We start from the raw sequence: 26,525 nt of genomic DNA, 5'->3' as shown, positions 1-26,525 counted from the left end.
CCGGCTGAACGCACTGATACGTAAGACGTACATGACGCATTGAGGGAGATACAGACGTGACGATCCACGAGCACGACCGGATGTCCGCTGACCGCGATGGAAAAGGCCCCCACGCGGCAGCCGGTGACACCCACGCTCTGGTCGACCGACTGACGGCCGGCGAGCCGTACGCCGTTGCGTTCGGTGGCCAGGGCAGCGCCTGGCTGGAAACCCTCGAAGAACTCGTGTCGTCCGCCGGCATCGAATCCGACCTGGCAACGCTGGCCGGTGAGGTGGAACTGCTACTCGAGCCGGTCGCCAAAGAGTTGGTGGTGGTACGGCCGATCGGTTTCGAGCCGCTCACCTGGGTGCGCGCGCTGGCGGCCGAGGATCCCATCCCGTCGGACAAGCACCTGACGTCCGCCGCGGTGTCCATCCCGGGCGTGCTGCTCACCCAGATCGCGGCCGTGCGCGCGCTGGGCCGCCAAGGCATGGACCTCAAAGCCACCCCGCCGGTGGCCGTCGCGGGGCATTCGCAAGGGGTGCTCGCGGTCGAGGCGCTCAAGGCCGCGGGCGCCCGCGACGCAGAGCTGCTGGCAATGGCTCAGCTCATCGGCGCGGCCGGGACCCTGGTCGCCCGCAGGCGCGGCATCTCCGTGCTCGGCGACCGCCCGCCCATGGTGTCGGTGACCAACGCCGACCCCGAGCGCATCAGCCGGCTGCTCGACGAGTTCGCGCAAGACGTCCGCACCGTGCTGCCGCCGGTGCTGTCCATCCGCAACGGCCGTCGCTCGGTCGTCATCACCGGCACCCCCGAACAGCTGTCCCGGTTCGAGCTCTACTGCCAGCAGATCTCCGAGAAGGAGGAGGCCGCCCGCAAGAACAAGCTCCGCGGCGGGGACGTGTTCTCGCCGGTCTTCGATCCGGTGCAGGTGGAGGTCGGCTTCCACACGCCCCGGTTGGCCGACGGCATCGACATCGTCGGCGGCTGGGCCGAGAAGGTGGGGCTCGATGTCGCGCTGGCCCGTGAGCTGACCGAAGCGATCCTGGTGCGACGTGTCGACTGGGTCGAAGAGATCAGCCGTGTGCACGAGGCCGGTGCGCGCTGGATCCTCGACCTGGGACCCGGCGACATCCTGACCCGGCTGACCGCGCCGGTGATCCGCGGCCTGGGCGTCGGCATCGTGCCCGCCGCGACCCGCGGCGGGCAGCGCAACCTCTTCACCGTCGGAGCCGTCCCCGAGGTGGCGCGGGCGTGGTCGACCTACGCCCCCAACGTCGTTCGCCTTCCCGACGGCAGGGTCAAGCTCTCGACGAAGTTCACTCGGTTGACGGGACGCTCGCCGATCCTGCTGGCGGGCATGACCCCGACCACCGTCGACGCCAAGATCGTCGCCGCCGCGGCCAACGCCGGGCACTGGGCCGAGCTGGCGGGCGGTGGGCAGGTCACCGAGGAAATCTTCGCCGGTCGCGTCAATGAGCTCGCCACGCTGCTCGAGCCCGGCCGCACGTATCAGTTCAACGCGCTGTTCCTCGACCCGTATCTGTGGAAGCTGCAGGTCGGCGGAAAGCGGTTGGTGCAGAAGGCGCGTCAGTCCGGCGCGGCCATCGACGGCCTGGTGATCAGTGCCGGCATCCCGGATCTCGAGGATGCCGTCGAGCTGATCGAGGAATTGAACGACGTCGGCATCAGTCACGTCGTGTTCAAGCCCGGCACGGTCGAACAGATCCGCTCGGTCATCCGCATCGCGACCGAGGTGCCCACCAAGCCGGTGATCATGCACATCGAGGGTGGCCGCGCCGGTGGTCACCATTCGTGGGAAGATCTCGACGACCTGCTGCTGGCAACGTATTCGGAGTTGCGGTCGCGCCCCAACATCACCGTCTGCGTGGGTGGTGGCATCGGCACGCCCGAGCGGGCGGCCGAGTACTTGTCCGGTCGGTGGGCGCAGGCCTACGGCTTCCCGCTGATGCCGATCGACGGCATCCTGGTCGGTACCGCGGCGATGGCGACCAAGGAGGCCACCACGTCGCCTTCGGTCAAGCGGATGCTGGTCGAGACGCAAGGCACCGAACAGTGGGTCGGCGCCGGAAAAGCCGTGGGCGGCATGGCATCCAGCCGCAGCCAGCTGGGCGCCGACATTCACGAGATCGACAACAGCGCTTCGCGGTGCGGGCGGCTGCTCGACGAGGTCGCCGGTGACGCGGAGGCCGTCGCCGAGCGTCGCGACGAGATCATCGCGGCGATGGCCAACACCGCCAAGCCGTACTTCGGCGACGTCGCCGACATGACGTACTTGCAGTGGTTACAGCGTTACGTCGAGCTGACCATCGGCGAGGGCAACTCCACCGCCGACACCGCCGCACCGGGCAGCCCGTGGCTGGCCGACACCTGGCGCGACCGGTTCCAGCAGATGCTGCAGCGCGCCGAAGCCCGTCTGCACGCAAACGATTCCGGCCCGATCGAGACGCTCTTCGATGACCCGGCGCTACTGGAGAGCCCCCAGCAGGCCATCGCCACGCTGCTTGGGGAATACCCCGACGCCGAGACCGTGCAGCTGCACCCGGCCGACGTCCCGTTCTTCGTCACCCTGTGCAAGACGCTGGGCAAGCCGGTCAACTTCGTGCCGGTCATCGACAAGGACGTGCGGCGCTGGTGGCGCAGCGACTCGCTGTGGCAGGCGCACGATGCCCGCTACGACGCCGACCAGGTGTGCATCATCCCGGGCACCGCGGCCGTGGCCGGCATCACCCGCATGGATGAGCCCGTCGGTGAATTGCTGGACCGCTTCGAGCAGACCGCCATTGACGAGGTGTTGTCCTCCGGCCGCCAGCCGCGGGCCGTCGCGTCGCGTCGGCTGGGTCGCCCCGACGTGACCGGGCCGCTCGCCGTCGTGCTCGACGCTCCCGACGTGCAGTGGGCCGGCCGCACCGCGATCAACCCCGTACACCGAATCGCCGACCCCGCCGACTGGCTCGTGCACGAAGGCTCTGAAGGCCCCGAAAGCCGTCGCGCCACGCACTCGTTCACCGGGGCGCGGCTCGAGGTCGACGGCGACCGAGTGGTGCTGAGTGTCCCGGTGTCGGGCATCTGGATCGACATCCCGTTCACGTTGCCCCCCAACACGATTGATGGTGGCACCCCGGTGGTCTCCACCGAAGACGCCGCGACCGCCATGCGCGCGGTGCTGGCAATCGCCGCCGGAGTCGACGGGCCGGAATTCCTGCCCGCCGTCGTCGACGGGACCACCACCGTGGCGGTGGACTGGGACCCCGAGCGGGTCGCCGACCACACCGGAGTCACCGCCACCTTCGGGGAGCCGTTGGCTCCCGGTCTCACCACCGTGCCCGACGCGCTGGTCGGCCTGTGCTGGCCCGCGGTCTTCGCGGCGATCGGCTCGGCGGTCACCGACGCCGGCGTCCCGGTCGTGGAGGGCCTGCTGAGTCTGGTCCACCTCGACCATGCCGCCCACGTGGTTGGCGCGCTGCCCAAGGTCGCGGCCGAATTGACCGTCACCGCAACGGCTTCGCCGGCCATCGACACGGACATGGGCCGTGTCGTCCGCGTCTCGGTGACGATCGCCGACCCCAACGGCGCAACGATCGCCACCCTCGACGAGCGGTTCGCGATCCTAGGGCGCACGGGTGCGGCCGAACTCACCGAGCCGGTGCGGGCCGGCGGCGCAGTGTCGGAGAACGCGACCGACACCCCGCGTCGCCGCCGCCGCGACGTCCGGTTGACCGCCCCGGTCGACATGCGGCCGTTCGCCGTGGTTTCCGGTGACCACAACCCGATCCACACGGACCGGGCCGCCGCCTTGCTGGCCGGTCTGGAATCGCCCATCGTGCACGGCATGTGGTTGTCGGCCGCCGCGCAGCACGCGGTGACCGCCACCGACGGCCAGGCGCGCCCCCCGGCCCGGCTGGTCGGCTGGACCGCGCGGTTCCTGGGCATGGTGCGCCCCGGCGATGAGGTCGACTTCCGCGTCGAGCGGGTCGGAATCGACCAGGGCGCAGAGGTTTTGGATGTCTCCGCCCGCATAGGCTCAGACCTGGTGATGTCGGCGACGGCCCGACTGGCCGCCCCGCACACGGTTTATGCCTTCCCCGGCCAGGGGATTCAGCACAAGGGCATGGGCATGGATGTGCGCGCCCGGTCCAAGGCCGCCCGCAAGGTGTGGGACAAAGCGGACAAGTTCACCCGCGACACGCTGGGCTTCTCGGTGCTGCACGTGGTGCGCGACAACCCGACCAGCATCATCGCCAGCGGCGTGCACTACAACCACCCCGAGGGCGTGCTGTACCTGACGCAGTTCACCCAGGTCGCGATGGCGACCGTGGCGGCGGCGCAGGTCGCCGAGATGCGTGAGCAGGGCGCGTTCGTGGAAGATGCCATTGCCTGCGGCCACTCCGTCGGGGAGTACACCGCGCTGGCCTGCGTCACCGGCATCTACGAGCTGGAAGCGTTGCTGGAGACGGTGTTCCACCGCGGCTCCAAGATGCACGACATCGTGCCGCGCGACGAGCTGGGCCGCTCCAACTACCGGCTGGCGGCGATCCGGCCCTCGCAGATCGACCTGCCAGATGATGAGGTGCCCGCGTTCGTCGCCGAAATCGCCGACCGCACCGGTGAATTCCTGGAGATCGTGAACTTCAACCTGCGTGGTTCGCAGTATGCGATCGCCGGCACGGTCCGCGGTCTGGAGGAGCTGGAAGCCGAGGTCGAGCGCCGTCGTGAGCTCACCGGCGGCAAGCGGTCGTTCATCCTGGTGCCCGGCATCGACGTGCCGTTCCACTCGCGGGTGCTGCGCGTCGGGGTGGCCGAATTCCGCCGCTCGCTGGAACGCGTCATGCCGCGGGACAAGAATCCCGACGTCATCATCGGGCGCTACATCCCCAACCTGGTGCCGCGCCCGTTCACCCTGGACCGCGATTTCATCCAGGAGATCCGGGACCTGGTGCCCGCCGAGCCGCTCGACGAGATCCTCGCCGACTACGACACCTGGCTCGCAGAACGCCGAAACGACATGGCGCGCATCGTCTTGATCGAGCTGCTGGCATGGCAGTTCGCCAGCCCGGTGCGCTGGATCGAGACCCAGGACCTGCTGTTCACCGAAGAGGCCGCGGGCGGCCTGGGCGTGGAACGGTTCGTCGAGATCGGCGTGAAGTCGGCGCCGACCGTCGCCGGGCTGGCCACCAACACCCTGAAGCTGCCCGAATATGCCCACAGCACAGTCGAAGTGCTCAACGCCGAGCGCGACGCCGCGGTGCTGTTCGCCACCGACACCGACCCCGAGCCGGAAGCGGAAGACGTTGCGGAGCCGGTCGCCGAGGGGGCCACACCCGTGGAGGCCGCACCGGCCGCACCGGCGGCCGCGCCGTCAGGTGGCCCCCGACCGGACGACATCGGGTTCGACGCCGCCGACGCCACCCTGGCGTTGATCGCACTGTCGGCCAAGATGCGCATCGACCAGATCGAGGAGCTGGACTCCATCGAGTCCATCACCGACGGTGCCTCGTCTCGGCGCAACCAGCTGCTGGTGGACCTCGGTTCGGAGTTGAACCTGGGCGCCATCGACGGCGCCGCCGAGGCCGACCTCGCGGGGCTGCGGTCGCAGGTGACCAAGCTGGCGCGCACCTACAAGCCCTTCGGCCCAGTGCTTTCCGACGCGATCAACGATCAGCTGCGCACGGTGCTGGGGCCCTCGGGCAAGCGGCCCGGCGCCATTGCCGAGCGGGTCAAGAAGACGTGGGAGCTCGGCGACGGTTGGGCCAAGCACGTCACGGTCGAAGTGGCGCTGGGAACCCGCGAGGGCACCAGCGTGCGCGGCGGCGCCATGGGCCACCTGCACGAGGGTGCGCTGGCCGACGCCGCCTCGGTCGACAAGGTCATCGACGCCGCGGTCACATCCGTCGCCGCGCGCCGCGGCATCTCGGTGGCGCTGCCATCGTCGGGTGGCGGCGGCGGGGCGACCGTTGACGCGGCCGCGTTGAGCGAATTCACCGATCAGATCACCGGTCGCGACGGGGTGCTTGCTTCGGCGGCCCGCCTGATCCTGGGCCAGTTGGGCCACGACGACCCGGTCAGCGCGGCGCCGGCGGCCACCGACGCCGAGCTCATCGACCTGGTCACCGCCGAACTCGGCGCGGACTGGCCACGTCTGGTGGCGCCGACTTTCGACGCCAAGCAGGCCGTCGTGTTCGACGACCGGTGGGCCAGCGCCCGGGAGGACCTGGTCAAGCTCTGGCTGACTGACGAGGGTGACATCGACGCCCAGTGGAAGAGCCTGTCCGAAAGGTTCGAGGGCGCAGGCCATGTCGTCGCGACCCAGGCCACCTGGTGGCAGGGCAAATCGCTGGCCGCCGGTCGCCAGATTCACGCGTCGCTCTACGGCCGCATCGCCGCCGGCGCCGAGAACCCCGATCCCGGCCCCTACAGCAACGAAGTCGCCGTCGTGACAGGCGCTTCGAAGGGCTCGATCGCCGCGTCGGTCGTCGCGCGACTGCTCGACGGCGGCGCCACCGTCATCGCCACCACGTCGAAGCTCGACGACGAGCGGCTGGCCTTCTACCGCGGGCTGTATCGCGACCACGCCCGGTACGGTGCGGCGCTCTGGGTCGTCGCCGCCAACATGGCGTCCTACTCCGATATCGACGCACTGGTCGAATGGATCGGCACGGAGCAGACCGAAAGCCTTGGGCCGCAATCCATTCACATCAAGGACGCGCAGACTCCCACGCTGCTCTTCCCGTTCGCGGCGCCGCGCGTCGCCGGCGACCTCTCGGAGGCCGGCTCTCGCTCCGAGATGGAGATGAAGGTCCTGCTCTGGGCGGTGCAGCGATTGATCGGCGGCCTGTCCAAGATCGGCGCCGAGCGCGACATCGCGTCGCGGCTGCACGTGGTGTTGCCCGGGTCGCCCAACCGCGGAATGTTCGGCGGGGACGGCGCCTACGGCGAGGCCAAGTCGGCCCTGGACGCCCTGGTGAGCCGCTGGCACGCCGAGACCTCCTGGGCCGCAAGGGTCAGCCTCGCGCACGCGCTGATCGGCTGGACCCGCGGCACCGGGCTGATGGGCCACAACGACGCCATCGTCGAGGCCGTCGAGGAGGCCGGCGTCACCACGTATTCCACCGAGCAGATGGCGGCCATGCTGCTGGACCTCTGCGACGTCGAGTCGAAGGTCGCGGCGGCCGGCGCGCCGATCAAGGCGGACCTGACCGGCGGCCTCGCCGAGGCCAACCTCGACATGGCCGAACTGGCCGCCAAGGCGCGCGAGCAGGCCACGTCCGGCGAGCAGGCCACGGACGACGCGGCGGCCGAAGGCACCATCGCCGCTCTGCCGTCGCCGCCGCGCGGCTTCACCCCCGCGCCGCCCCCGGAATGGGACGACCTGGACGTCGACCCCGCCGACCTGGTGGTGATCGTCGGTGGCGCCGAGCTCGGCCCGTACGGTTCGTCGCGCACCCGCTTCGAGATGGAGGTGGACAACGAACTCTCGGCCGCCGGCGTCCTGGAACTGGCCTGGACCACCGGACTGATCCGCTGGGAGGACGACCCCCAACCGGGTTGGTACGACACGGAATCCGGCGATTTGGTGGACGAAGCCGAGCTGGTCGAGCGCTACCACGACACCGTGGTCGAGCGGGTGGGCATTCGCGAGTTCGTCGATGACGGCGCTATCGACCCCGACCACGCGTCGCCGTTGCTGGTGTCGGTGTTCCTGGACAAGGACTTCACCTTCGTCGTCTCGTCGGAGGCCGACGCCCGGGCGTTCGTCGAGTTCGATCCCGAGCACACGGTGGTGCGGCCGGTTCCCGATTCAAGCGACTGGCAGGTGACGCGCAAGGCGGGTACCGAGATTCGGGTGCCGCGCAAGACCAAGTTGTCGCGGGTCGTCGGCGCGCAGATCCCCAGCGGGTTCGATCCGACCGTGTACGGCATCAGCCAGGACATGGCCAGTTCCACCGACCGGGTGGCGCTGTGGAACATCGTCGCCACCGTCGACGCGTTCTTGTCTTCGGGATTCACCCCGTCCGAGTTGATGCGATGGGTGCACCCCGGCCTGGTGGCCAGCACCCAGGGCACCGGCATGGGTGGCATGACCTCGATGCAGACCATGTATCACGGCAACCTGCTCGGCCGGAACAAGCCGAACGACATCCTGCAGGAAGTGCTGCCGAATGTCGTTGCCGCGCACGTCATTCAGAGCTACGTGGGTAGCTATGGCGCGATGATCCACCCGGTCGGCGCGTGCGCCACCGCGGCGGTGTCGGTCGAGGAGGGCGTCGACAAGATCCGCCTCGGCAAGGCCGAACTGGTGGTGGCCGGTGGATTCGACGACCTGACGCTGGAAGCGATCATCGGCTTCGGTGACATGGCGGCCACGGCCGACACTTCCATGATGCGGGGCCGGGGCATTCACGACTCGAAGTTCTCCCGGCCCAACGACCGGCGACGGCTCGGCTTCGTCGAGGCCCAGGGCGGCGGAACCATCCTGCTCGCGCGCGGCGACCTGGCCCTCAAGATGGGTCTGCCGGTGCTGGCCGTGGTGGCCTACGCGCAGTCGTTCGCCGACGGCGTGCACACCTCGATCCCGGCCCCGGGTCTGGGCGCACTGGGCGCCGGCCGCGGCGGCAGGGACTCGGCGCTGGCGCGCTCGCTGGCCAAGCTCGGCGTCGGGGCCGACGACATCGCGGTGATCTCCAAGCACGACACGTCCACGCTGGCCAACGATCCCAACGAAACGGAGCTGCACGAGCGGCTGGCGGACTCGTTGGGCCGTTCCGAGGGCGCCCCGCTGTTCGTGGTGTCGCAGAAGAGCCTCACCGGCCACGCCAAGGGCGGTGCTGCGGTGTTCCAGATGATGGGCCTGTGCCAGATGCTGCGCGACGGGGTGATCCCGCCCAACCGCAGCCTGGATTGTGTCGACGACGAGCTGGCCGGGTCGGCCCACTTCGTCTGGGTGCGCGAGACGCTGCGGCTCGGCGAGAAGTTCCCGCTCAAGGCGGGGATGCTGACCAGCCTCGGGTTCGGCCACGTGTCCGGGCTGGTGGCGCTGGTGCACCCGCAGGCGTTCATCGCCGCACTGGACGCCGATCAGCGCGCCGACTACCAGCGGCGTGCGGAGGCGCGGTTGCTGGCCGGTCAGCGCCGGTTGGCCTCGGCCATCGCCGGCGGCGCGCCGATGTACGAGCGGCCGTCGGGCCGCCGCTTCGACCATGACGCACCGGAGAAGCGCCAGGAGGCGGCGATGCTGCTGAACCCGGCGTCGCGGCTGGGTGAGGGCGACGCCTACGAGGTCTCGGCCGGATGACGTCTTCGACCATCCGTTAGCCTGGCGACCCATGGGAATTGTCGGTGTGGGGATCGACGTCGTCTCCATCCCTGATTTCGCCGAGCAGGTCGACCAGCCGGGAACCGTCTTCTCCGAGACGTTCACACCGGGTGAGCGCCGCGACGCGTCGGACAAGAGCTCTTCGGCGGCTCGGCACCTGGCGGCCCGGTGGGCGGCGAAAGAGGCGGTGATCAAGGCCTGGTCGGGATCCCGCTTCGCGCAGCGGCCCGTGCTGCCCGAGGACATTCACCGCGACATCGAGGTGGTCACCGACATGTGGGGGCGGCCCCGGGTGCGGCTGAGTGGTGACATCGCCAAACATCTTGCCGACGTGACGATTCACGTGTCGCTGACGCACGAGGGGGACACCGCGGCCGCGGTGGCGATCCTGGAGACGACCGCCGACTAGCCTCGAGACCATGAGTGAGCTTGTTGAGCGCGTCCGCGAGGTGTTGCCGTCGGTGCGTCGCGACCTCGAGGACTTGGTGCGCATCGAATCGGTGTGGGCCGACCCCGGCCGGCGCGACGAGGTGCACCGCAGCGCGCAGGCAGTGGCGGATCTTTTGTCGCAGGCCGGTTTTGGCGATGTGAAGATCGTCAGCGAGGACGGCGCGCCGGCCGTCATCGCGCGCCATCCCGCGCCCCCGGGCGCGCCGACCGTGCTGCTCTACGCCCACCATGACGTGCAGCCCGAGGGCGATGCCGGCCAGTGGGCGTCGCCACCGTTCGAGCCCACCGAACGCGCAGGACGGCTGTACGGGCGCGGCAGTGCCGACGACAAGGCCGGCATCGCAACGCATTTGGCGGCGTTCAAGGCGCACGGCGGCCGACCGCCGGTCGGTGTGACCGTCTTCGTCGAGGGCGAGGAGGAATCCGGCTCGCCCTCGTTGGGCCGGCTGCTGGCCGCCCACCGCGATGCGCTGGCCGCCGACGTCATCGTCATCGCCGACTCGGACAACTGGAGCACCGACGTTCCGGCGCTGACGGTTTCGCTGCGGGGCCTGGTCGACTGCGTGGTCGAGGTCGCCACGCTCGACCACGGGCTGCACTCCGGGCTCTGGGGCGGGGTGGTGCCCGACGCGTTGAGCGTGCTGGTGCGACTGCTGGCCAGCCTGCACGACGACGACGGCAACGTAGCCGTCGCCGGCCTTCACGAAAGTAGCGCTGCCGCTGTGGATTACCCGCCCGAGCGGGTGCGCGCCGACTCCGGGCTGCTGGATGGGGTGTCCGAGATCGGCTCGGGTTCGGCGCCTCAGCGGCTATGGGCCAAGCCCGCGATCACGGTGATCGGTATCGACACCACGCCCATCGACAAAGCGTCGAACACGCTGATCCCGCGAGCCCGCGCCAAAATCAGCATGCGTGTGGCGCCGGGCGGTGACGCCGAAGCGCACCTGGACGCGTTGACGTCGCATCTGCAGAAACATGCTCCCTGGGGCGCGCGAGTCAGCATCACCCGCGGCGACATCGGCGAGCCCTACGCCATCGAGGCCAGCGGCCCGGTGTACGACGCCGCGCGGGCGGCCTTCAGGCAGGCGTGGGGAACCGAACCCATCGACATGGGCATGGGCGGCTCCATCCCGTTCATCGCCGAGTTCGCCGACGCGTTCCCGCAAGCCAAGATCCTGGTCACCGGCGTCGAGGACCCCGGCACCCAGGCGCACAGCATCAACGAAAGCCTGCACCTGAGGGTGCTGGAACGCGCCGCTGTCGCCGAGGCGCTGCTACTGGCCAACCTGGGCTGACCGCAGCGGAAGTCTCACGGCCAGGGGAAGCCGGGCGCCGGCGGGGGTACTTGGGCCGGATCAGCTTCTGCGAAGTGATACACCGGGCCCGACGGGCCGTTGTCAACGGTAACGGCGAACCAGTGGCACACGCTCAGGTCGAATCCTGGCGGTATTGGCACCGTGTAGCCCCATTTCTGGCCGGGGCAGTAATGCCAGTAGGACGGCCCTGCCCCGGCGGGTGCGGCTAGGCCCGTAGCAACCACCGCAACGCCGGCGGAAACCAGCGCCGCCCCGATGATCCGACCCAGCGGTGTATTCATCCGGATCCTTTCGCCACTGTCGAGCCGAATGTCACGGCGAACCACTTGCCGAAATTCTTAGCGCTCGCTTGCGGCTACCGATCCCAATCCATGGCGGGGCATCAACGAGAACCTGGGGCGGTGACGCGCGACCTCGGCGTGGTCAGACCGAGAGGTCGCGCCGCAGTTTGGCGACGTGTCCGGTGGCCTTGACGTTGTACTGGGCGACGGCGATCTTGCCCTTCTCGTCGACCACGAAGGTCGAACGGATCACGCCCTGCACGGTCTTGCCGTACATCTGTTTCTCGCCGTAGGCGCCCCAGGCCGTCAGCACCTTGCGATCGGGATCTGACAGCAGTGGGAATGTCAGCTTCTCGGCGTCGCGGAACTTGGCGAGCTTTTCCGGCTTGTCGGGGGAGATGCCGATGACGTCGAGGCCGGCGTCGCTGAGTTCGTGCAGGTTGTCGCGGAAGTCGCAGGCCTGCTTGGTGCAGCCCGGCGTCGAGGCCGCAGGGTAGAAGTACACGATGACGCGCCGCCCCTTGTAATCGGCCAGCGACACTTGGTTGCCGTCGGCGTCGGGCAGGCTGAACGAGGGCGCTTTATCGCCCAGCGCAAGCCGCGTGGTCTCGGCCAATTTCTGGGCCCCTTTCTGTTCACCGGAGCGTTGGGGTTATCACCAGCTGATCTAGGGTAGTGCGTCAGGTGCATCAGGCCGACTGGGAGGACAGACACGTGGCGGACCGGGACCCCGAGGCCATCAAGCGCGACATCGACGTCGCCCGCGACCAGCTGGCGGCCACCGTCGACTCGCTCGCCGTGCGAGCCAACCCGCGCCGCCTCGCCGAGGATCTGAAGGCGAAGGCGGTCGAGTTCGTCAAGAAGCCCGCGGTGGCGGTGTCACTGGCCGGCGTCGGTGTCCTCGTCGTCGTGGTGGTGGTGCACCGGGTGCGCAACCGCTGACGCGTCACGCCATGCCGGCACCCGTGCCGCTCTGCACGTGCACCGGAATGTCGTCGGCCCAGGGCTGCGTCGTGACCATGTCCTCGACATCGACATAGCCGCGCTCGAATTCGCCGGTCGCCGCGTCGACGAGCCGGTACTCCTGCCGCTGGATGTGGATGGGCTGCGCGTCGAGAATGACCACCCGCACGTCGCCGGGCTGGAAATTGCACCGCTCCTGTAGCGCCTCGATGAGGCATTCGTTGTGCATGTGCCCGTCGCCGAAGTTCCACCCGAGCGCCATCGCGCACAGCACCTCGCCCTCGCACAGGTTGTAGTCGTCCTCGTCGTAGCCGGCCAGCGCGCGGTGCACCAGGGTGAACAGCGCGCGCCCGTGGGTGTTCATCCCGCGAAACGCCATGGCCAGGTGAAGGGGGACCAGGGTCTCCTCTTTGGAGCCGTAGAGGCGCTCGAGCTGCAGGTGTTGCATCGGCCCGAGCGCGCGTGAGCCGGTGCGGAACTTCTCGTCGACCGACGGCTTGACGCACCACACGGTGGTGTCCCAGTTGCCCGCGTAGTACCGCATGCCCGGCAGGAAGGACACCTTGCGCGGGTAGAGGTTTCCGACGACGACGATGCCGGCGATGACCACGAACAGGATCGCCACCGGCAACGGGTTGGCCAGGTCGGACAAGCCGAGGGGGGCATGCGCGACGAACAGCGACAGCACCCCGAAGATCATGAACACGTTCCACTCCAACGGCACCCCCATCGGGAAGGCCAGCAGGATGTTCAGGTGGAAGACGATCATCACGAACGCGGCGATCGCCGTCGGCCATCCGCCGTGCGAGAACAGCAGCGCCAGCGGCACCAGGCCTTCGACGGCGGTGGAGAAGTGGGCGATGAAACCCGCCAATGAGCTTGGCCGCAGGTCGTCCGGATAGTGCTTGAACATCGACCGCTTCAGCGGACCAGACGGGATGAATGGGTTGTTCGCCAGCATCGTCGAGATCACGAACGGGAAGTGCCGGTTGAGTTTTGAGGTGGCGGCCCCGAGCCAGATCACCATGAAGACCACCTTGGCCCCGATGATGGAGTCCGCCGGCGAACAGGAAGACGAGCGCCAGCGGCGCGTAGACCTCGCCGCGCGCGGCCAGGAAGATCACCTTGTCGCGCAGGCCGATGATGGCCAGGGCCGCCAGGATCGCGACGGTGTGCCAGGGCGCCAGCACGCCAATCTCGGTGTGCAGGGCGGGGATTGGGCCGGTACCGTCGGACACCAGCGCGATGGCGAGCAACACCAGCAGCGCGCCGTAGAGCGCCGCATCGAGCGGGCTGCGGACGCTGCCCCGGGTCAGCGGCACCCGATCGGGCCAGGGCGGCAACCGGATGGTGCCGGGCCGCAGCCAGTACAGGATCGAGCCCATCGGCGGGAAGTAACGGCCGGCCAGTGGCCCGAAGCAACAACCCAGACCGATGACTTCGAACAGCATCGTGTACAGCACGGCCTTCTCGAACACGATCGGTTCCGACCACCAGGCGGCGACGCCGGTGAAGCTGCCGATGCCCGTCGTGCACCACCCGAACACCCACCCGCCGAGGATGTAGAGCGCGATCTTCACCCCGTACATGACATGCATCACCAGCGGGGTGCCGAACCCGTTCTCGGCGATGTGGCGCACCATCGGAACGATCCGCTGGGCGCGGGGTTGCTTGCTCCATTCGGCCACGTCGACGACGGGCAGATTCGGCTGGATGAACCCCATTGCAGCTCCTTCGACACGGCTCGTTCCGCGGGCACTCGCTGTGAAGGAGAAGCTACCTGCAGGGTCATTCAAGCGGCAGGCGAATTACGCCGAAAAGTCGCGAGGTCCAATTTGCGGGCGAACCGGGACGCCAAAGGCGTCCTGGGATTTTTCGGTGGTGCGCCGTCAGGGTTTCGAACCCCGGACCCGCTGATTAAGAGTCAGCTGCTCTACCAACTGAGCTAACGGCGCTTTCGACGGCCGAGACCGCGTACGCGACAATAACAGGCGTCCGGCCGCGCTGTGAAATCCTCCGATCTTTTCCAGGATAGCGGCGACCGCGCGGGCCGGCCGCTGGTGGCGGGCCGGTCGACGGGAGTGCCGCCGAACTTACGCGGCGAAATGGCCTGCGGCCCTTGAACTCAAGTTTAGAAAAGCGTTCCGCAGTACGGCGCCCGGTCGGTGCCGAAAGCGGCGTCGAGTTCGCGCAGCGCGCCGAGACGCAGTTCGGTGATGCGGTCCGCGCGGAACAGCTCGCGGGCCCGGTAAGCGCCCATGTAAATCGTCGTCAAGTCGGCCAGTGAGATCTTGATGTCGGGGGGCCCGTCGTGCGGCGTGCACTTGCCCGCGCCATCCCGCGTCTGGAGCAGGAACTGCCCTCCCGCGAGGTTGAGCGGGTCGGCGACGTCCAGCACGACGTCGGCATCGGCACTGTACTCACGGGCGCCGAGCACTTCGGGCACGTCGTTGATGCGCGCCCAGAGGAAATCGCTGATCCCTTTGGTGCGAGCGGCGCGCGGATTGCGCAACTTCAGCGGCAGCGGGTCGTCGCGCGGTACCTCGATCTCTATGCGGTCGAACATGTCCAGAAACAGCAACGTCTGAAGCAGTTCAGTATGCGCTTCGTCGGTGATGGGGCAGAAGTCCTCGACGATCACCGTGCCGAAGGGTGGCTGGAAGGTGTGGTGCGGCTGATCGGCGATCCGATAGGTCAGGAAGCCGTCCGGGTGGACCGTGTGATACAGGGCGGACCGGTTGCCGCGCTGCGTCGGCCTGTCCTCCAAATAGTCCTCCCACCAAGCGCTGTTGCGCGCGACGGCGCCGGGGGTGACGTCGCACCAGCGCTCGTAGATTTCCGGGAGGAGACGTCGTGCGTGGGCGGCGTTGACCTCGCGTGCCCGATTGGTACTGGGCGCGGCCCGCAATTTTGCCGCGCGCCGCTCGATCACGTAAGTGTGGCCGTGCGTCGCCACGCCGGCGCCGAAACCGTCGTAAATCGCGGTTTGGGTCGGGACACCGCAGATGATCGGGTAGCCGCGGTCCAGCAGAATTCCCAGTCCCTGTGCGCTGAGCTGGGCCCAAATTCCCTTGCCCTGATGCGTCGATGCGACCGAGATCATCGTCAACCACGCAGCCCGCAGGCTGATGCCGCCCGGAACGGTCAGCCGGGAAGGGTAGATGATGGACGTGCCGACCGGAAATCGATCCTGCGGATCGGAGACGTCTTCCGCAATCAGAATGTCTTCCAGCGAGACTCGGCGTTTCCAGGCTTCGACGGTACGCGAATCCACCGGGTCGCCGAACGTGCGCGCCTGGTTCTCATACAGGGCCAGCCAGTCGTCTTCGGTTGGGTGCCTAATCGCGATGGCATTGTCCGTCGTGTTCATCGCTCATCCAATCCGACACTGGTCCAACCGAACCGGCGCCGTGTATACCGAATTTTCCTAATACGGCGCCACTCCCGACCGATACCCGACGACCGGCACATCAAACACGGTTCTAGATTAGTGGTGGAAGAACGCCTGCACTTATCCGCGGGCGAGTGGCGATGATCACTCGCAGCCGCGACCGTATCCGGAGGCGACACCAATTCGGTGCGGCGGGCGTCAGGCGGCTCCGGGCCGGGTATAGGCATGGGCTGGGACTAGCGCAGAAAGGGCCACAGATGCTGCAGGCAATCACCCGTCTCGCCATCGCCGCCCCGCGGCGCATCATCGGGATCGCCGTCCTGGTGCTAGTCGCAGCCGCGGCCTTCGGTCTGCCGGTGATCAACAGCTTGTCGGGGGGCGGTTTCCAGGACCCCACCTCGGAGTCTTCCCGGGCCACCGAGGTTCTGCGAAACAAGTTCAACGAGACCGACCAGCAGATGCTCATCGTCGTGACCGCCCCGGCCGGCGTGCAGAGCCATCAGGCGCGCGACGTCGGAACCGACATCGCCAACCGCCTGAAAACCTCGCCGTGGGTGCTGAATGTGTCGTCGGCGTGGACGTCGCCGCCGCAAGCGGCCGCCCAGCTGGTCAGCAAGGACCAGAAGTCCGGGATGATCGTCGCCGGCCTGAAAGGCGGGGAGAACGACGCCCAGAAGTACGCCAGCACGTTGACCGACGAACTGGTGCACGACCGCGAGGGTGTGACCGTGCGTGCCGGCGGCATGGCCGTGGCCTACGCCCAGATCAACGACCAGAACGAGCGCGACCTGCTGTTGATGGAGTCGATCGCGATCCCGCTGAGCTTCGCGGTGCTGGTGTGGGTGCTCGGCGGCGTGGTGGCGGCGGCGCTGCCGATCGCGCTGGGCGCCCTGGCCATCGTCTGCACCATGTCGGTGTTGCGGCTGATCACGTTCGCCACCGACGTGTCGACGTACGCGCTGGATCTCAGCATCGCGATGGGCCTAGCTTTGGCGATCGACTACAACCTGCTGATCATCAGCCGTTTCCGCGAGGAGCTGGCGCGCAGCGGCGACCGGGACCGGGCGCTGATCCGCACCATGGCCACCGCCGGCCGCACCGTACTGTTCTCGGCGACCACCGTCGGGCTGTCGATGGCCGTGATGGCCGTCTTCCCGATGTACTTCCTGAAGTCGTCGGCTTACACCATCGTGGCCACCGCGGCCATCGTCGCGGTAGCGGCGGTCGTGGTCACCCCCGCCGCGATCGCGCTGCTGGGCCCGCGGCTGGACGCGATGGACGCCCGTCGCGTGATGCACCGCGTCTTGCACGGGCAGCGGTCGTTCCGTGATCACGCGCACCAGCCGCTCCAAGACCAGTTCTGGTACCGGTCCACCAGGTTCGTGTTGCGCCACGCCCTGCCGGTCGGTCTGAGCGTGGTCGCCTTGCTGTTGTTGTTGGGCGTTCCCTTCCTCGACGTGAAATGGGGCTTCCCCGACGAGCGGGTGCTGCCCCGGTCGGCGTCTTCCCGTCAGGTCGCCGACATGTTGGACAACGACTTCGCCAACGGGTTCGGAACGGGCGTCACCGTCGTGGTTCCCGACGCGCGCGGTGTGACCCCGGCCGACCTCGAGCGCTACGCCGCCGACCTTTCGCGGGTGCCCGACGTGTCCGCCGTCAGCGCTCCGGCAGGAACGTTCGTCGCGGGGAACCGGGTGGGTCCGGCCGCCGCGGCGACGGGGCTGGCCAACGGCGCTGCGTTCCTGTCCGTCACGAGCTCCGCGCCGCTGTACTCGCAGGCCTCCAACACTCAGCTGGACCGATTGCACCAGGTCGCCGGGCCGGCCGGACATCCCGTGGAGATGACCGGGCTGGCGCAGATCAACCGCGACAGTGTCGGCGCCATCACCACGCGGTTGCCCCTGGTCTTCGCGTTGATCGCCCTGGTCACCTTCGCGCTGCTGTTCTTGCTGACCGGCAGCGCGGTGCTGCCGCTGCAGGCGTTGGTGTGCAACGTGCTGTCGTTGACGGCCGCGTTCGGGGCGATGGTGTGGATATTCCAGGACGGCAACCTGGGCGCGCTGGGAACGACGCCGAACGGGACGTTGAACGCCAATATCCCGGTGTTGCTGTTCTGCATCGCATTCGGGTTGGCCATGGATTACGAGGTGTTTCTCGTGTCGCGGATCCACGAATACCGGCTGGCGTCGCAGGCGATCCAGGAGACGCCACCGACCCCGGCCGAGGCGCGCGCGGCCACCGACGAGAGCACCGCCTTGGGCATCGCCGGCATCGGCCGGGTGGTCACCACCGCGGCGGTGGTGATGTCGATCTCGTTCGCCGCGCTGATCCCCGCGCACGTGTCGTTCATGCGGATGCTCGGCGTCGGGCTGACGCTCGCGGTGCTGGCCGACGCCACCCTGGTGCGAATGGTGTTGGTGCCGGCCTTCATTCACGCGCTCGGCCGATGGACCTGGTGGGCGCCCAGACCGTTGGAGTGGCTGCGGAATCGGTCGGACACCGGTGAGGACGCGGCCGCGGAGGTGGGCCGGCGGCGCTGGGCCGCCGACGCGCCCGAGTCGACACGACCGGCGATCAGGAGATGGCCGACCAAAGCGGCGAACCGTGGCTGACGCACGACCTTCGCCGCTGCCTGCCGGCCTTCGCGCCTGACTTCCGACATCGACGGAGAACCTTATGGCTCACACGGGGATCGCCGCAGTGCTCGCGCTCAGTTCGGCGCTGTGCGTCGCGACCGGTGACGTTCTGCAGCAACGGGCGGCGCATTGCATCGAGGACAAGTCGATTGGTCACGTCGGACTGTTCGCTAGCCTGTTGCGGAACGGGCGGTGGTGGTGGGGTGCGGCGCTGCTCGTCATGAGCGTCGGACTGCAGGCCGCCGCTCTGGGCCAGGGTTCGGTGCTCTTGGTGCAGGCGCTGCTCATGTGCTCGCTGCTGTTTGCGCTGCCGATCAACGCCAGGCTGTTTCATCGAAAGATGACCGGCGCGGAGTGGACCTGGGCCGGGTTGCTGACCGTCGCCGTGACCGTGGTCGTCGTCGTCGGCAATCCGCGGACCGGTCATTCGTCCGCGTCCCTGGGAACGTGGGCCTTGGTGGCCGTGGTGCTGGGCCCCCTGCTCGTGGGCTGCGTCGTGGCGGGGCGGATTTGGGGCGGCACCGCGGCCGCGGCGCTGTTCGCCTTCGTTTCCGGTTCCCTGTGGGGCGTCTTCGCGGTGCTCGCCAAGGTGGTCGTCGCTCGACTCCACGACGGCCCTTGGGCCGTTGCCCGCACCCCCGAGCTTTACGCCGCGATCCTCGTCACGGTGGGCGGCGTGGTGTGGAGCCAGGCGGCATTCCGGGCCGGCCCGCTGACCGCGTCGATGCCCACCCTGCAGGTGGCGCAACCGGTCGTGGCGGTGGCGCTCGGCGTCGTCGTCCTGGGCGAGACACTGGACACGGGCAGCGCGAGGACGATCGCCCTGGCGGCGGCCGTGCTGGTGATGGCGGCGGCCATCGTCAAGCTCGCCCGCGTCGAGGCCGTGAATACCAGCGATCGGGTCGAGGCGGAACTCGATGACAGGGTCGACCAACCGGCCTGAGCCCGCCGCCCCGAGGGCGCTGCGTGACACATGATCGCGGACCTGTCAAGGTCGGCATGCGAATGCCACTAAACGCCTTACAATGCATGCACTGTTTGTGGTCAGCGGTGACCAACCAGTTCGGAATCCACGGAAGGTCACTCGATGACGCCTTTGCGCACGCGACGATCGTGGCTGGTCGTCGCGATCGCGTCGGTTGCTGTGTTCGGCGTCGCCTGCGGTGGCAACCCTACCGCGGCACCGGCGAAAGTGATCTTCGACAAGGGCACCCCATTCGCCGACCTGCTCGTTCCGAAGCTGACCTCCACGGTGACCGACGGCGCCGTCGGCGTCACGGTCGACGCTCCCGTGACGGTCAGCGTCGCAGACGGCGTTCTCGCGTCGGTGACCATGGTCAACGAGAACGGCAGGTCCATCAGCGGCCAGCTCAGCCCCGACGGACTGCGCTGGTCGACCACCGAGCAGCTCGGCTACAACAGGCGCTACACCTTGAGCGTGAAGGCGCTGGGCATGGGGGGCGCGGCGATTCGGCAGATGACCTTCCAAACTTCTTCGCCCGCGCACCTGACGATGCCCTACGTCGCCCCGGGCGACGGCGAGGTCGTGGGCATCGGCGAGCCGGTGGCGATCCGGTTCGACGAGAACATCGCGGACCGCGCCGCCGCGCAGAAGGCCATCAAGATCAGCACCAACCCGCCCGTCGAGGGCGCGTTCTACTGGCTCAACAATCGCGAAGTGCGTTGGCGCCCCGAGCATTTCTGGAAATCCGGAACCGCCATCGACGTGGCCGTCAACACCTACGGCGTCGACCTGGGTGACGGAATGTTCGGTGAGGACAACGTCAAGACCCACTTCACCATTGGCGACGAGGTCATTTCGACCGCCGACGACACCACCAAGACCGTGACCGTGCGCGTCAACGGCGAAGTGGTCAAGACCATGCCGACGTCGATGGGTAAGGACAGCACCCCGACGGACAACGGCTTCTACATCATCGGCGGCCGGTTCAAGCACATCATCATGGACTCGTCGACCTACGGCGTTCCGGTCAACTCACCCAACGGATATCGCACCGAAGTGGACTGGGCCACGCAGATGTCCTACAGCGGCGTCTTCGTGCACTCGGCGCCGTGGTCGGTCGGCGCCCAGGGCCACACCAACACCAGCCATGGGTGCCTGAACGTGAGTCCCAGCAACGCCGAGTGGTTCTACGACCACAGCAAGGCCGGCGACGTCGTCGAGGTCATCAACACGGTGGGGCCGACACTGCCGGGCACCGAGGGCCTCGGCGACTGGAACATTCCCTGGCCGCAGTGGAAAGCCGGCAACGCCAACACCTGACGGGCGGTTCAGTCGACCTTGTGCCAGGCCGCACAGTTTCTGGTCATGAATGCGCGATCGGCCGGCAGGATCTGCACCACCTGCGGGCCGTCGTTGACGTTGTTGTCTATGATGTCGTTGGTGTCCAGGCTGCGCAGCCTCGCCCAATAGCACCCGTAATTCCCGGCGCTGCGGTAGGTGCCCGGCGCGATGTCGGTGCCGACCATGAACGTGCCGTCCGACTCGATGGTCGTCTTCGGTCCCGGCGGGGGCGGCGGCGCGGCGGTCACCGTCACCGTCTTGGTCTCTGCGGGCACCGTCGACGTGACGGTGGTCGCCGTGCCATTCGAACCGTCGCAGCCGGCGAGCACGGCAGCGCAGCCCGCGATCGCCGCGGTCAAGGGGAGGCGATGACGCTTTTGCGGCACGGCGCGCTTCCCTCCCGTTTAGGGTGCAATCGCGTTGCGGGGGCCGAAACGACCCGGCGGTCGGGGAAGCAGCCATGGCTTCCGGCCGATTGGGGTGGCTGACGGGGCTCGAACCCGCGACATCCAGGATCACAACCTGGTGCTCTACCAGCTGAACTACAGCCACCATCGCCGCCAGCGGCCTTGAGGCCATCGAGCGGCGACGTCGATACTAGCCGGTCGGTGGCTCGGCGGCCGAATCGATTTGGCCCGGGCCGTTGCCGTCGCCCTCCAGTTCGGCGACCACGGCCTCGATCTCGCTGGTAGGAGGTCCCGGCGGGGAGACGAACGCCGTCCGCCGGTAGAACTGCAGCTCGCGGATCGATTCGTGAATGTCGGCCAGCGCGCGGTGCGCCAGGCCCTTGATCGGCTGGCCGAAGTAGATCCGCGGATACCAGCGCCGGCAGAGTTCCTTGATCGAGCTCACGTCGATCATTCGGTAATGCAGGAACGAATCCAGCGCCGGCATATCGCGGGCGATGAACGCGCGATCGGTGGCGATGGAATTGCCCGCCAGCGGCGCCGTCTTGGGCTGCTTGACGTGCTTGCCGACGTAATCGAGCACCATCGCCTCGGCGGTCGCCAGGTCGACGGTCGACGCGCGCACCTCGTCGATCAGCCCTGAACGCGTGTGCATTTCGGTGACCACCTCGATCATCGACGACAGCGCCGCGTCGTCGGCGTGGATCACCACGTCGACGCCGTCACCCAGAACGTTCAGATCGGCGTCGGTGACCAGGGCCGCGATTTCGATCAACTTGTCCGAGCCGAGGTCCAGCCCCGTCATCTCGCAGTCGATCCACACCAACTCGTCTCGCACAGCGCTCAGACTAGGCCCACTCGGCGCTTGCGCTGGCCATCGCCCCTAATTCCACCGGAGAAGTAGTGTGAGCGTTGCCGGACCGCACGCTCAAACCACTGGGAACGGGAGGCGCAGCACGATGAGCACCGAATCAGCGGAGACACCCGCACGCCGGATCGCCGACGGCTATGCCGTCGACGGACAGGCACTCGAATTGGGCACGGTCGTCGTCGACGGCGCGGCCGACCCGACGGCACAGATCCGCATCCCGCTCGCCACGATCAACCGGCACGGTCTGGTGGCCGGTGCGACCGGAACCGGCAAAACCAAGACGCTGCAGCTGATCGCCGAACAACTCAGCGCGTCGGGCGTTGCGGTGATGATGGCCGACGTCAAGGGCGACCTCTCGGGGCTGGCCCGGCCGGGTGAGGGCAACGACAAGACCGCCGCCCGGGCCAAAGACACCGGCGACGACTGGGCGGCGACCGGATTCCCGGTCGAGTTCCTGTCGCTGGGCACCGGGGGAGTGGGCGTACCGGTACGCGCGACCGTCGCCAGCTTCGGTCCGGTTCTGCTGTCGAAAGTGTTGGGGCTCAACCCTACTCAAGAGTCGACGCTGGGACTGATCTTTCACTGGGCCAACGAGAACAATCGTCCGCTGGTGACGCTGGACGATCTGCGGGGCGTCATCAGCCACCTGGCCAGCGAGGAGGGTAAGGCGGACCTGAAAGACCTGGGCGGGGTGTCGTCGACGACGGCGGGCGTCATTCTGCGGGCACTGGTGAACTTGGGCGGCGAGGGCGGGGACACCTTCTTCGGCGAGCCGAAGCTTGACCCCAACGATCTGCTGCGCGTCGACGGGCAGGGCCGCGGCACCATTTCGTTGCTGGAGTTCAGTGGTCAGTCGTTGCGCCCCGTCATCTTCTCCACCTTCCTGATGTGGCTGCTGACCGACCTGTTCGCGGCGCTGCCGGAGGTCGGTGACGTCGACAAGCCCAAGCTGGTCTTCTTCTTCGACGAGGCCCACCTGTTGTTCGCCGATGCCTCCAAGGCCTTCCTCGAACAGGTCGAACAGACCGTCAAGCTGATCCGCTCCAAGGGTGTGGGGGTGTTCTTCTGCACCCAGCTCCCCACCGACGTGCCCAACGACGTGCTCTCCCAGCTGGGCGCCCGCATCCAGCACGCGCTGCGGGCATTCACCCCGGACGATCAGAGAGCGCTGAGCAAGACCGTCCGCACCTATCCGAAAACCGATGTGTACGACCTGGAGTCGGCGTTGACGTCGCTGGGCATCGGTGAGGCCGTCGTCACCGTGCTGTCCGAGAAGGGCGCGCCGACACCGGTCGCGTGGACCCGGATGCGGGTGCCTCGGTCGCTGATGGCCTCGATCGGTGCCGACGCGATCGCCGCCGCGGCGAAAGCCAGTCCGCTGCAACAGAAATACGGCCAGACGATCGAACGATCGGCCCCGCCGCAGGTCGGCGCGCCTGATCGGCCGACCCAGCCGCCGCAGGCCCAGTCCGACTGTCCGCCGGTCCCGGCGAACGAGCCGCCGCCGCCGATGCCGCAGCCGGCGGAGCCCAAAGGCCCCAGCCTGTTAGCACGGCTGTGGCACGACCGGGAAGTGCAAAGTGCGGTGAACACCGGGATCCGCGAACTCATCAGAGCCAAGTTCGGCACCGGCCGTCGCCGCCGGAAGTAACACCCGCCTTTTGGTCTTAGGTTTGAGCTCGACGTCGACAGGGAGGCCGGCATGGTCGATGTGAGGCTCATCCCGCTCGAAGTGCTGCTGGGCAATGCAGAGCGCGTCGGGGCGAAGATCTCACCGGATGGCAAGCGTCTGTCGTACCTGGCGCCGCTCGACGGCGTGATGAATGTGTTCGTCGGTGACGCCGGTTTGGAAAATGCGCGGCTCCTGACCCGTGACACCGACCGCACCCGGTTCGGCTAGACCCGTTGGCCGTCGCCGGGATTCATGAGTTGTCGCGAACCTTCGCGGTGCGAAGCTCGTCGATGATCATCGCGACGTGCGCGCTCCTGGTGCGTGGCTGCGGCATCGAGCGTCCGGAATTGGCGCTCGATTTTCCCGTCAGCCGGCGGGTGCGTCGTCAGGCGCGGACGGTCCCCGGAATGACTTCCGGGGTCCTGCCCGTGGTGTTCCAGGCTCGGCCCGATTCTACGATCGCCGGTTTTTGCGAGCACGTCGACGCGCGAATGCGAGAGGCACTGCGCCATCAGCGTTTTCCGGTGCACGCTCTCGAGAGCAGGGCGTGGGGCGGCGACACCAGGCCGGTGTCGAATCGCGTTGTCGTCAACATCATTCCGACCGCACATATGGGCGATTTTGCTGGTGCTCCGGCATCGGCGACCCTGACCCATTCGGGGCTGGTGGACCAGTCCGGACTGGTGTTCTTCAAGGACGGCGATCAGCTTTTTCTCAGCGCCCAGGGTGCTGGGCAGTTGTTTCCCAACCGTGGCGACGTCGATTTAGCCAAGCGGCTGGACCGGGTGGTGGCGGCAATGGCCGCGGACGCTACCCGACGCTTGCCGTCGATAGATGCGCTCGACGAGGCCGAGCACGCCCGGTTGGGTGGGTGGGGTAATCGCGCGGCGTTGACCCCGCCCGCGCCCGCGTCGGTCCCGGCGGTGTTTGCCGCGCAGGTGCCCGGAGGCCGCAGTCGGTGGCGGTCGTCTGCGGGGCCCTGTACCTGACCTACCGGGAACTGAATGAATCCGCAAATCGGTTGGCGTACTTGCCATCTGGGCAAGGTATCGGCCCGGGCACGTGCGTGGCGTTGCTGTTGGAGCGCTCGGTTCAGGCTGTCGTCGCCATGCTGGCGGTGCTGAAGGCTGGCGCCGCCTACCTGCGCGCATGTCATGCGCGGCGGGGGCGGTTTCGCCTCGTCGGATTTCGAGCTTGTTCGGCTGAGCCAGCAGGACATCGACGAGCTCGAGCGGCAATACCGGATCGCCGATATTTTGCCGCCGACCCCGCTGCAACAGGGGCTCCACTTTCTCACCAGCACAGCGCACGGCCGCGACGACGTGTACGCGGTGCAGCTGGATATCACGTTGAGCGGTGCCCTCGACCAGCAGCGGCTGTGTGATGCCGTGCGAATGGTCGTCATCCGGCGTCCCAACCTGGCGGCCCGATTCTGTGAGGGGGTTTGGCGAGCCGGTGCAGATACAGACTCCTGGCTCATGGGTAGGAAAGTTCATGTCCCGGTGAGTGGTGTAAGTAGCGGGGGGTGGGGTCTGCTGCACGGATAGGTGACATCTGAGTTGGCTTGCCCTGGTGGGGTGGGCTGGAAGGATGTCGCTGTGCCTAGGCCTTATCCCCGAGAGTTCCGTGACGATGTCGTGCGGGTCGCCCGNGGGGTCTGCTGCACGGATAGGTGACATCTGAGTTGGCTTGCCCTGGTGGGGTGGGCTGGAAGGATGTCGCTGTGCCTAGGCCTTATCCCCGAGAGTTCCGTGACGATGTCGTGCGGGTCGCCCGTAACCGCGAGGACGGGGTGACGATCGAGCAGATCGCCAGCGATTGCGGGATTCATCCGATGACCTTGACGAAGTGGATGCGCCAGGCCGATATCGACGATGGCGCCAAACCCGGCGCCAGCCGCGCCGAATCGGCCGAACTGCGTCATCTGCGCCGACGCAACCGGTTGTTGGAGCAGGAGAACGAGGTGCTGCGCCGGGCCGCGGCGTATCTGTCGCAGGCCACTCTGCCGGGAAAAGGCTCTACCCGCTCGTAAAAGAGCTCGCCGCTGACGGGATCGCCGTGGCGGTGACGTGCCGGGTACTCAAGCTCGCCCGCCAGCCCTACTACCGCTGGCTGGCCGATCCGGTGACCGACGCCGAGTTGGCCGAGGCCTACCGCGCCAACGCCNTGTTCGACGCGCACCGCGATGACCCGGAGTTCGGCTACCGCTACCTGGTCGCCGAGGCTCGCGATGCCGGGACATCAATGGCTGAGCGCACCGCCTGGCGGATCTGTTCTACCAATCAGTGGTGGAGCGTGTTCGGCAANAAGAAACGGGGCAAGAACGGCAAGACAGGGCCGCCCGTGCACGATGATCTCGTCGGCCGCGTCTTCACCGCCCAGGAACCAAACACGTTGTGGCTGGCCGACATTACCGAACATCCGACCGGTGAAGGCAAGCTGTATCTGTGTGCGATCAAGGACCTGTTCTCCAACCGAATCGTCGGCTACTCAATGGACTCGACGATGAAGTCACAGCTGGCAACCCAGGCGTTGGACGGTGCGGTCGCACGCCGCGGCGTGGTCGCGGGCTGTGCTCCACAGCGACCGCGGCAGCCAATTTCGCAGCCGGGAATTCGTCCATGCCCTCGGCCGCCACGACATGGCCGGATCGATGGGCCGCGTCGGGGCCGCCGGCGACAACGCCGCCATGGAGAGCTTCTTTAGCCTGCTGCAAAAAAACGTCCTCGACCGCCGCCGATGGGACACCCGCGAGCAACTGCGCATCGCCATCATCACCTGGATCGAACGCACCTACCACCGACGACGCCGTCAACTCGCCCTGGGCCGGTTGACCCCCGTCGAATTCGAAGCAATCATGACCCCACCGGCCGATCAGGCCGCGTAACTGGACATGTCACCTATTCGTGCAGCAGACCC

Annotated in this window: 14 protein-coding genes, 2 tRNA genes and 4 pseudogenes; 12 read left to right on the top strand and 8 right to left on the bottom strand. The window is 67.8% G+C overall.

Annotated elements, in window-relative coordinates:
* The first annotated feature begins 56 nt into the window (after positions 1 to 56).
* From H7J89_RS17795 to H7J89_RS17785, 3 genes are read left to right on the top strand one after another with little or no spacing between them, the layout of a single operon-like run.
* Entirely contained in the window at positions 57 to 9,293 is a 9,237-nt protein-coding gene (locus H7J89_RS17795; RefSeq protein WP_264045103.1) for a type I polyketide synthase, read from the top strand.
* 31 nt (positions 9,294 to 9,324) lie between these two features.
* Positions 9,325 to 9,723: a holo-ACP synthase AcpS gene (acpS, locus tag H7J89_RS17790; RefSeq protein WP_046182674.1), complete on the top strand. Its 399-nt coding sequence runs from the start codon at positions 9,325 to 9,327 to the stop codon at positions 9,721 to 9,723.
* A gap of 10 nt (positions 9,724 to 9,733) precedes the next feature.
* Positions 9,734 to 11,059, top strand: coding sequence for a dipeptidase (locus tag H7J89_RS17785; RefSeq protein WP_264045101.1), 1,326 nt, complete (start codon positions 9,734 to 9,736; stop codon positions 11,057 to 11,059).
* 14 nt (positions 11,060 to 11,073) lie between these two features.
* Here H7J89_RS17785 and H7J89_RS17780 read toward each other — a convergent pair whose 3' ends face one another.
* Both H7J89_RS17780 and bcp read right to left on the bottom strand, forming a co-directional pair.
* Positions 11,074 to 11,361 (bottom strand): hypothetical protein, encoded by a 288-nt coding sequence (locus H7J89_RS17780; protein WP_264045099.1) that lies wholly within the window; start codon positions 11,359 to 11,361, stop codon positions 11,074 to 11,076.
* 142 nt (positions 11,362 to 11,503) lie between these two features.
* The gene (gene bcp / locus H7J89_RS17775) at positions 11,504 to 11,977 is read right to left on the bottom strand and encodes a thioredoxin-dependent thiol peroxidase (protein WP_264045097.1); all 474 of its coding nucleotides are present in this window, start codon (positions 11,975 to 11,977) and stop codon (positions 11,504 to 11,506) included.
* Positions 11,978 to 12,075: 98 nt separating this feature from the next.
* Between bcp and H7J89_RS17770 the strand changes: the two genes are divergently transcribed.
* Complete coding sequence (locus H7J89_RS17770; RefSeq protein WP_264045095.1) at positions 12,076 to 12,303, top strand: DUF3618 domain-containing protein; 228 nt, start codon at positions 12,076 to 12,078, stop codon at positions 12,301 to 12,303.
* A 4-nt stretch (positions 12,304 to 12,307) separates the two neighbouring features.
* On the opposite strand, the pseudogene H7J89_RS17765 reads toward H7J89_RS17770, so the two are convergent.
* From H7J89_RS17765 to H7J89_RS17755, 3 genes and pseudogenes are all read right to left on the bottom strand, one after another.
* Positions 12,308 to 14,048, bottom strand: a pseudogene (locus tag H7J89_RS17765) (DUF3556 domain-containing protein).
* Between the two features lie 155 nt (positions 14,049 to 14,203).
* Positions 14,204 to 14,279 (bottom strand) — tRNA-Lys (locus tag H7J89_RS17760).
* Between the two features lie 176 nt (positions 14,280 to 14,455).
* A complete protein-coding gene (locus tag H7J89_RS17755) occupies positions 14,456 to 15,694 on the bottom strand; it encodes a GNAT family N-acetyltransferase (RefSeq protein WP_264045093.1) in 1,239 nt (412 codons plus the stop codon).
* 278 nt (positions 15,695 to 15,972) lie between these two features.
* Between H7J89_RS17755 and H7J89_RS17750 the strand changes: the two genes are divergently transcribed.
* The 3 genes from H7J89_RS17750 (at position 15,973) to H7J89_RS17740 (ending at position 20,635) form a co-directional block, all read left to right on the top strand.
* Positions 15,973 to 18,327 (top strand): MMPL family transporter, encoded by a 2,355-nt coding sequence (locus tag H7J89_RS17750; RefSeq protein ID WP_264045091.1) that lies wholly within the window; start codon positions 15,973 to 15,975, stop codon positions 18,325 to 18,327.
* 64 nt (positions 18,328 to 18,391) lie between these two features.
* A complete protein-coding gene (locus H7J89_RS17745; RefSeq protein WP_264045089.1) occupies positions 18,392 to 19,294 on the top strand; it encodes a DMT family transporter in 903 nt (300 codons plus the stop codon).
* A 144-nt stretch (positions 19,295 to 19,438) separates the two neighbouring features.
* Positions 19,439 to 20,635, top strand: a complete 1,197-nt coding sequence (locus tag H7J89_RS17740) for a L,D-transpeptidase (RefSeq protein ID WP_264045087.1) — start codon at positions 19,439 to 19,441, stop codon at positions 20,633 to 20,635.
* Between the two features lie 8 nt (positions 20,636 to 20,643).
* Here the strand turns inward: H7J89_RS17740 and H7J89_RS17735 are convergent, their stop codons facing one another.
* The 3 genes from H7J89_RS17735 to orn all read right to left on the bottom strand — a co-directional run bounded on the left by H7J89_RS17735 (position 20,644) and on the right by orn (position 21,901).
* Positions 20,644 to 21,042, bottom strand: a complete 399-nt coding sequence (locus H7J89_RS17735; RefSeq protein WP_264045085.1) for an Rv1352/Rv1906c domain-containing protein — start codon at positions 21,040 to 21,042, stop codon at positions 20,644 to 20,646.
* A 90-nt stretch (positions 21,043 to 21,132) separates the two neighbouring features.
* A tRNA-His gene (locus H7J89_RS17730) sits at positions 21,133 to 21,208 on the bottom strand.
* A 45-nt stretch (positions 21,209 to 21,253) separates the two neighbouring features.
* The gene (orn, locus tag H7J89_RS17725; protein WP_264045083.1) at positions 21,254 to 21,901 is read right to left on the bottom strand and encodes an oligoribonuclease; all 648 of its coding nucleotides are present in this window, start codon (positions 21,899 to 21,901) and stop codon (positions 21,254 to 21,256) included.
* A gap of 121 nt (positions 21,902 to 22,022) precedes the next feature.
* On the opposite strand from orn, the gene H7J89_RS17720 reads away from it, so the two are divergent.
* The 5 genes and pseudogenes from H7J89_RS17720 (at position 22,023) to H7J89_RS17700 (ending at position 26,493) form a co-directional block, all read left to right on the top strand.
* A complete protein-coding gene (locus H7J89_RS17720; protein WP_264045081.1) occupies positions 22,023 to 23,585 on the top strand; it encodes a helicase HerA-like domain-containing protein in 1,563 nt (520 codons plus the stop codon).
* A gap of 51 nt (positions 23,586 to 23,636) precedes the next feature.
* Positions 23,637 to 23,834, top strand: coding sequence for a hypothetical protein (locus H7J89_RS17715; protein WP_264045079.1), 198 nt, complete (start codon positions 23,637 to 23,639; stop codon positions 23,832 to 23,834).
* 557 nt (positions 23,835 to 24,391) lie between these two features.
* Positions 24,392 to 24,750: pseudogene (locus tag H7J89_RS26010) on the top strand (AMP-binding protein); the annotation flags it as partial.
* Positions 24,749 to 25,070, top strand: a pseudogene (locus H7J89_RS17705) (hypothetical protein); the annotation flags it as partial. The pseudogenes H7J89_RS26010 and H7J89_RS17705, both read left to right, overlap by 2 nt.
* 259 nt (positions 25,071 to 25,329) lie before the next feature.
* Positions 25,330 to 26,493: pseudogene (locus H7J89_RS17700) on the top strand (IS3 family transposase).
* Positions 26,494 to 26,525: the final 32 nt, after the last annotated feature.

The sequence above is a fragment of the Mycobacterium paraffinicum genome (assembly GCF_025822865.1).
GTDB classification, from domain to species: domain Bacteria; phylum Actinomycetota; class Actinomycetes; order Mycobacteriales; family Mycobacteriaceae; genus Mycobacterium; species Mycobacterium paraffinicum.
Note: the sequence above shows the minus strand (reverse complement) of the source record. Positions and strands in the feature narration are given on the sequence as shown.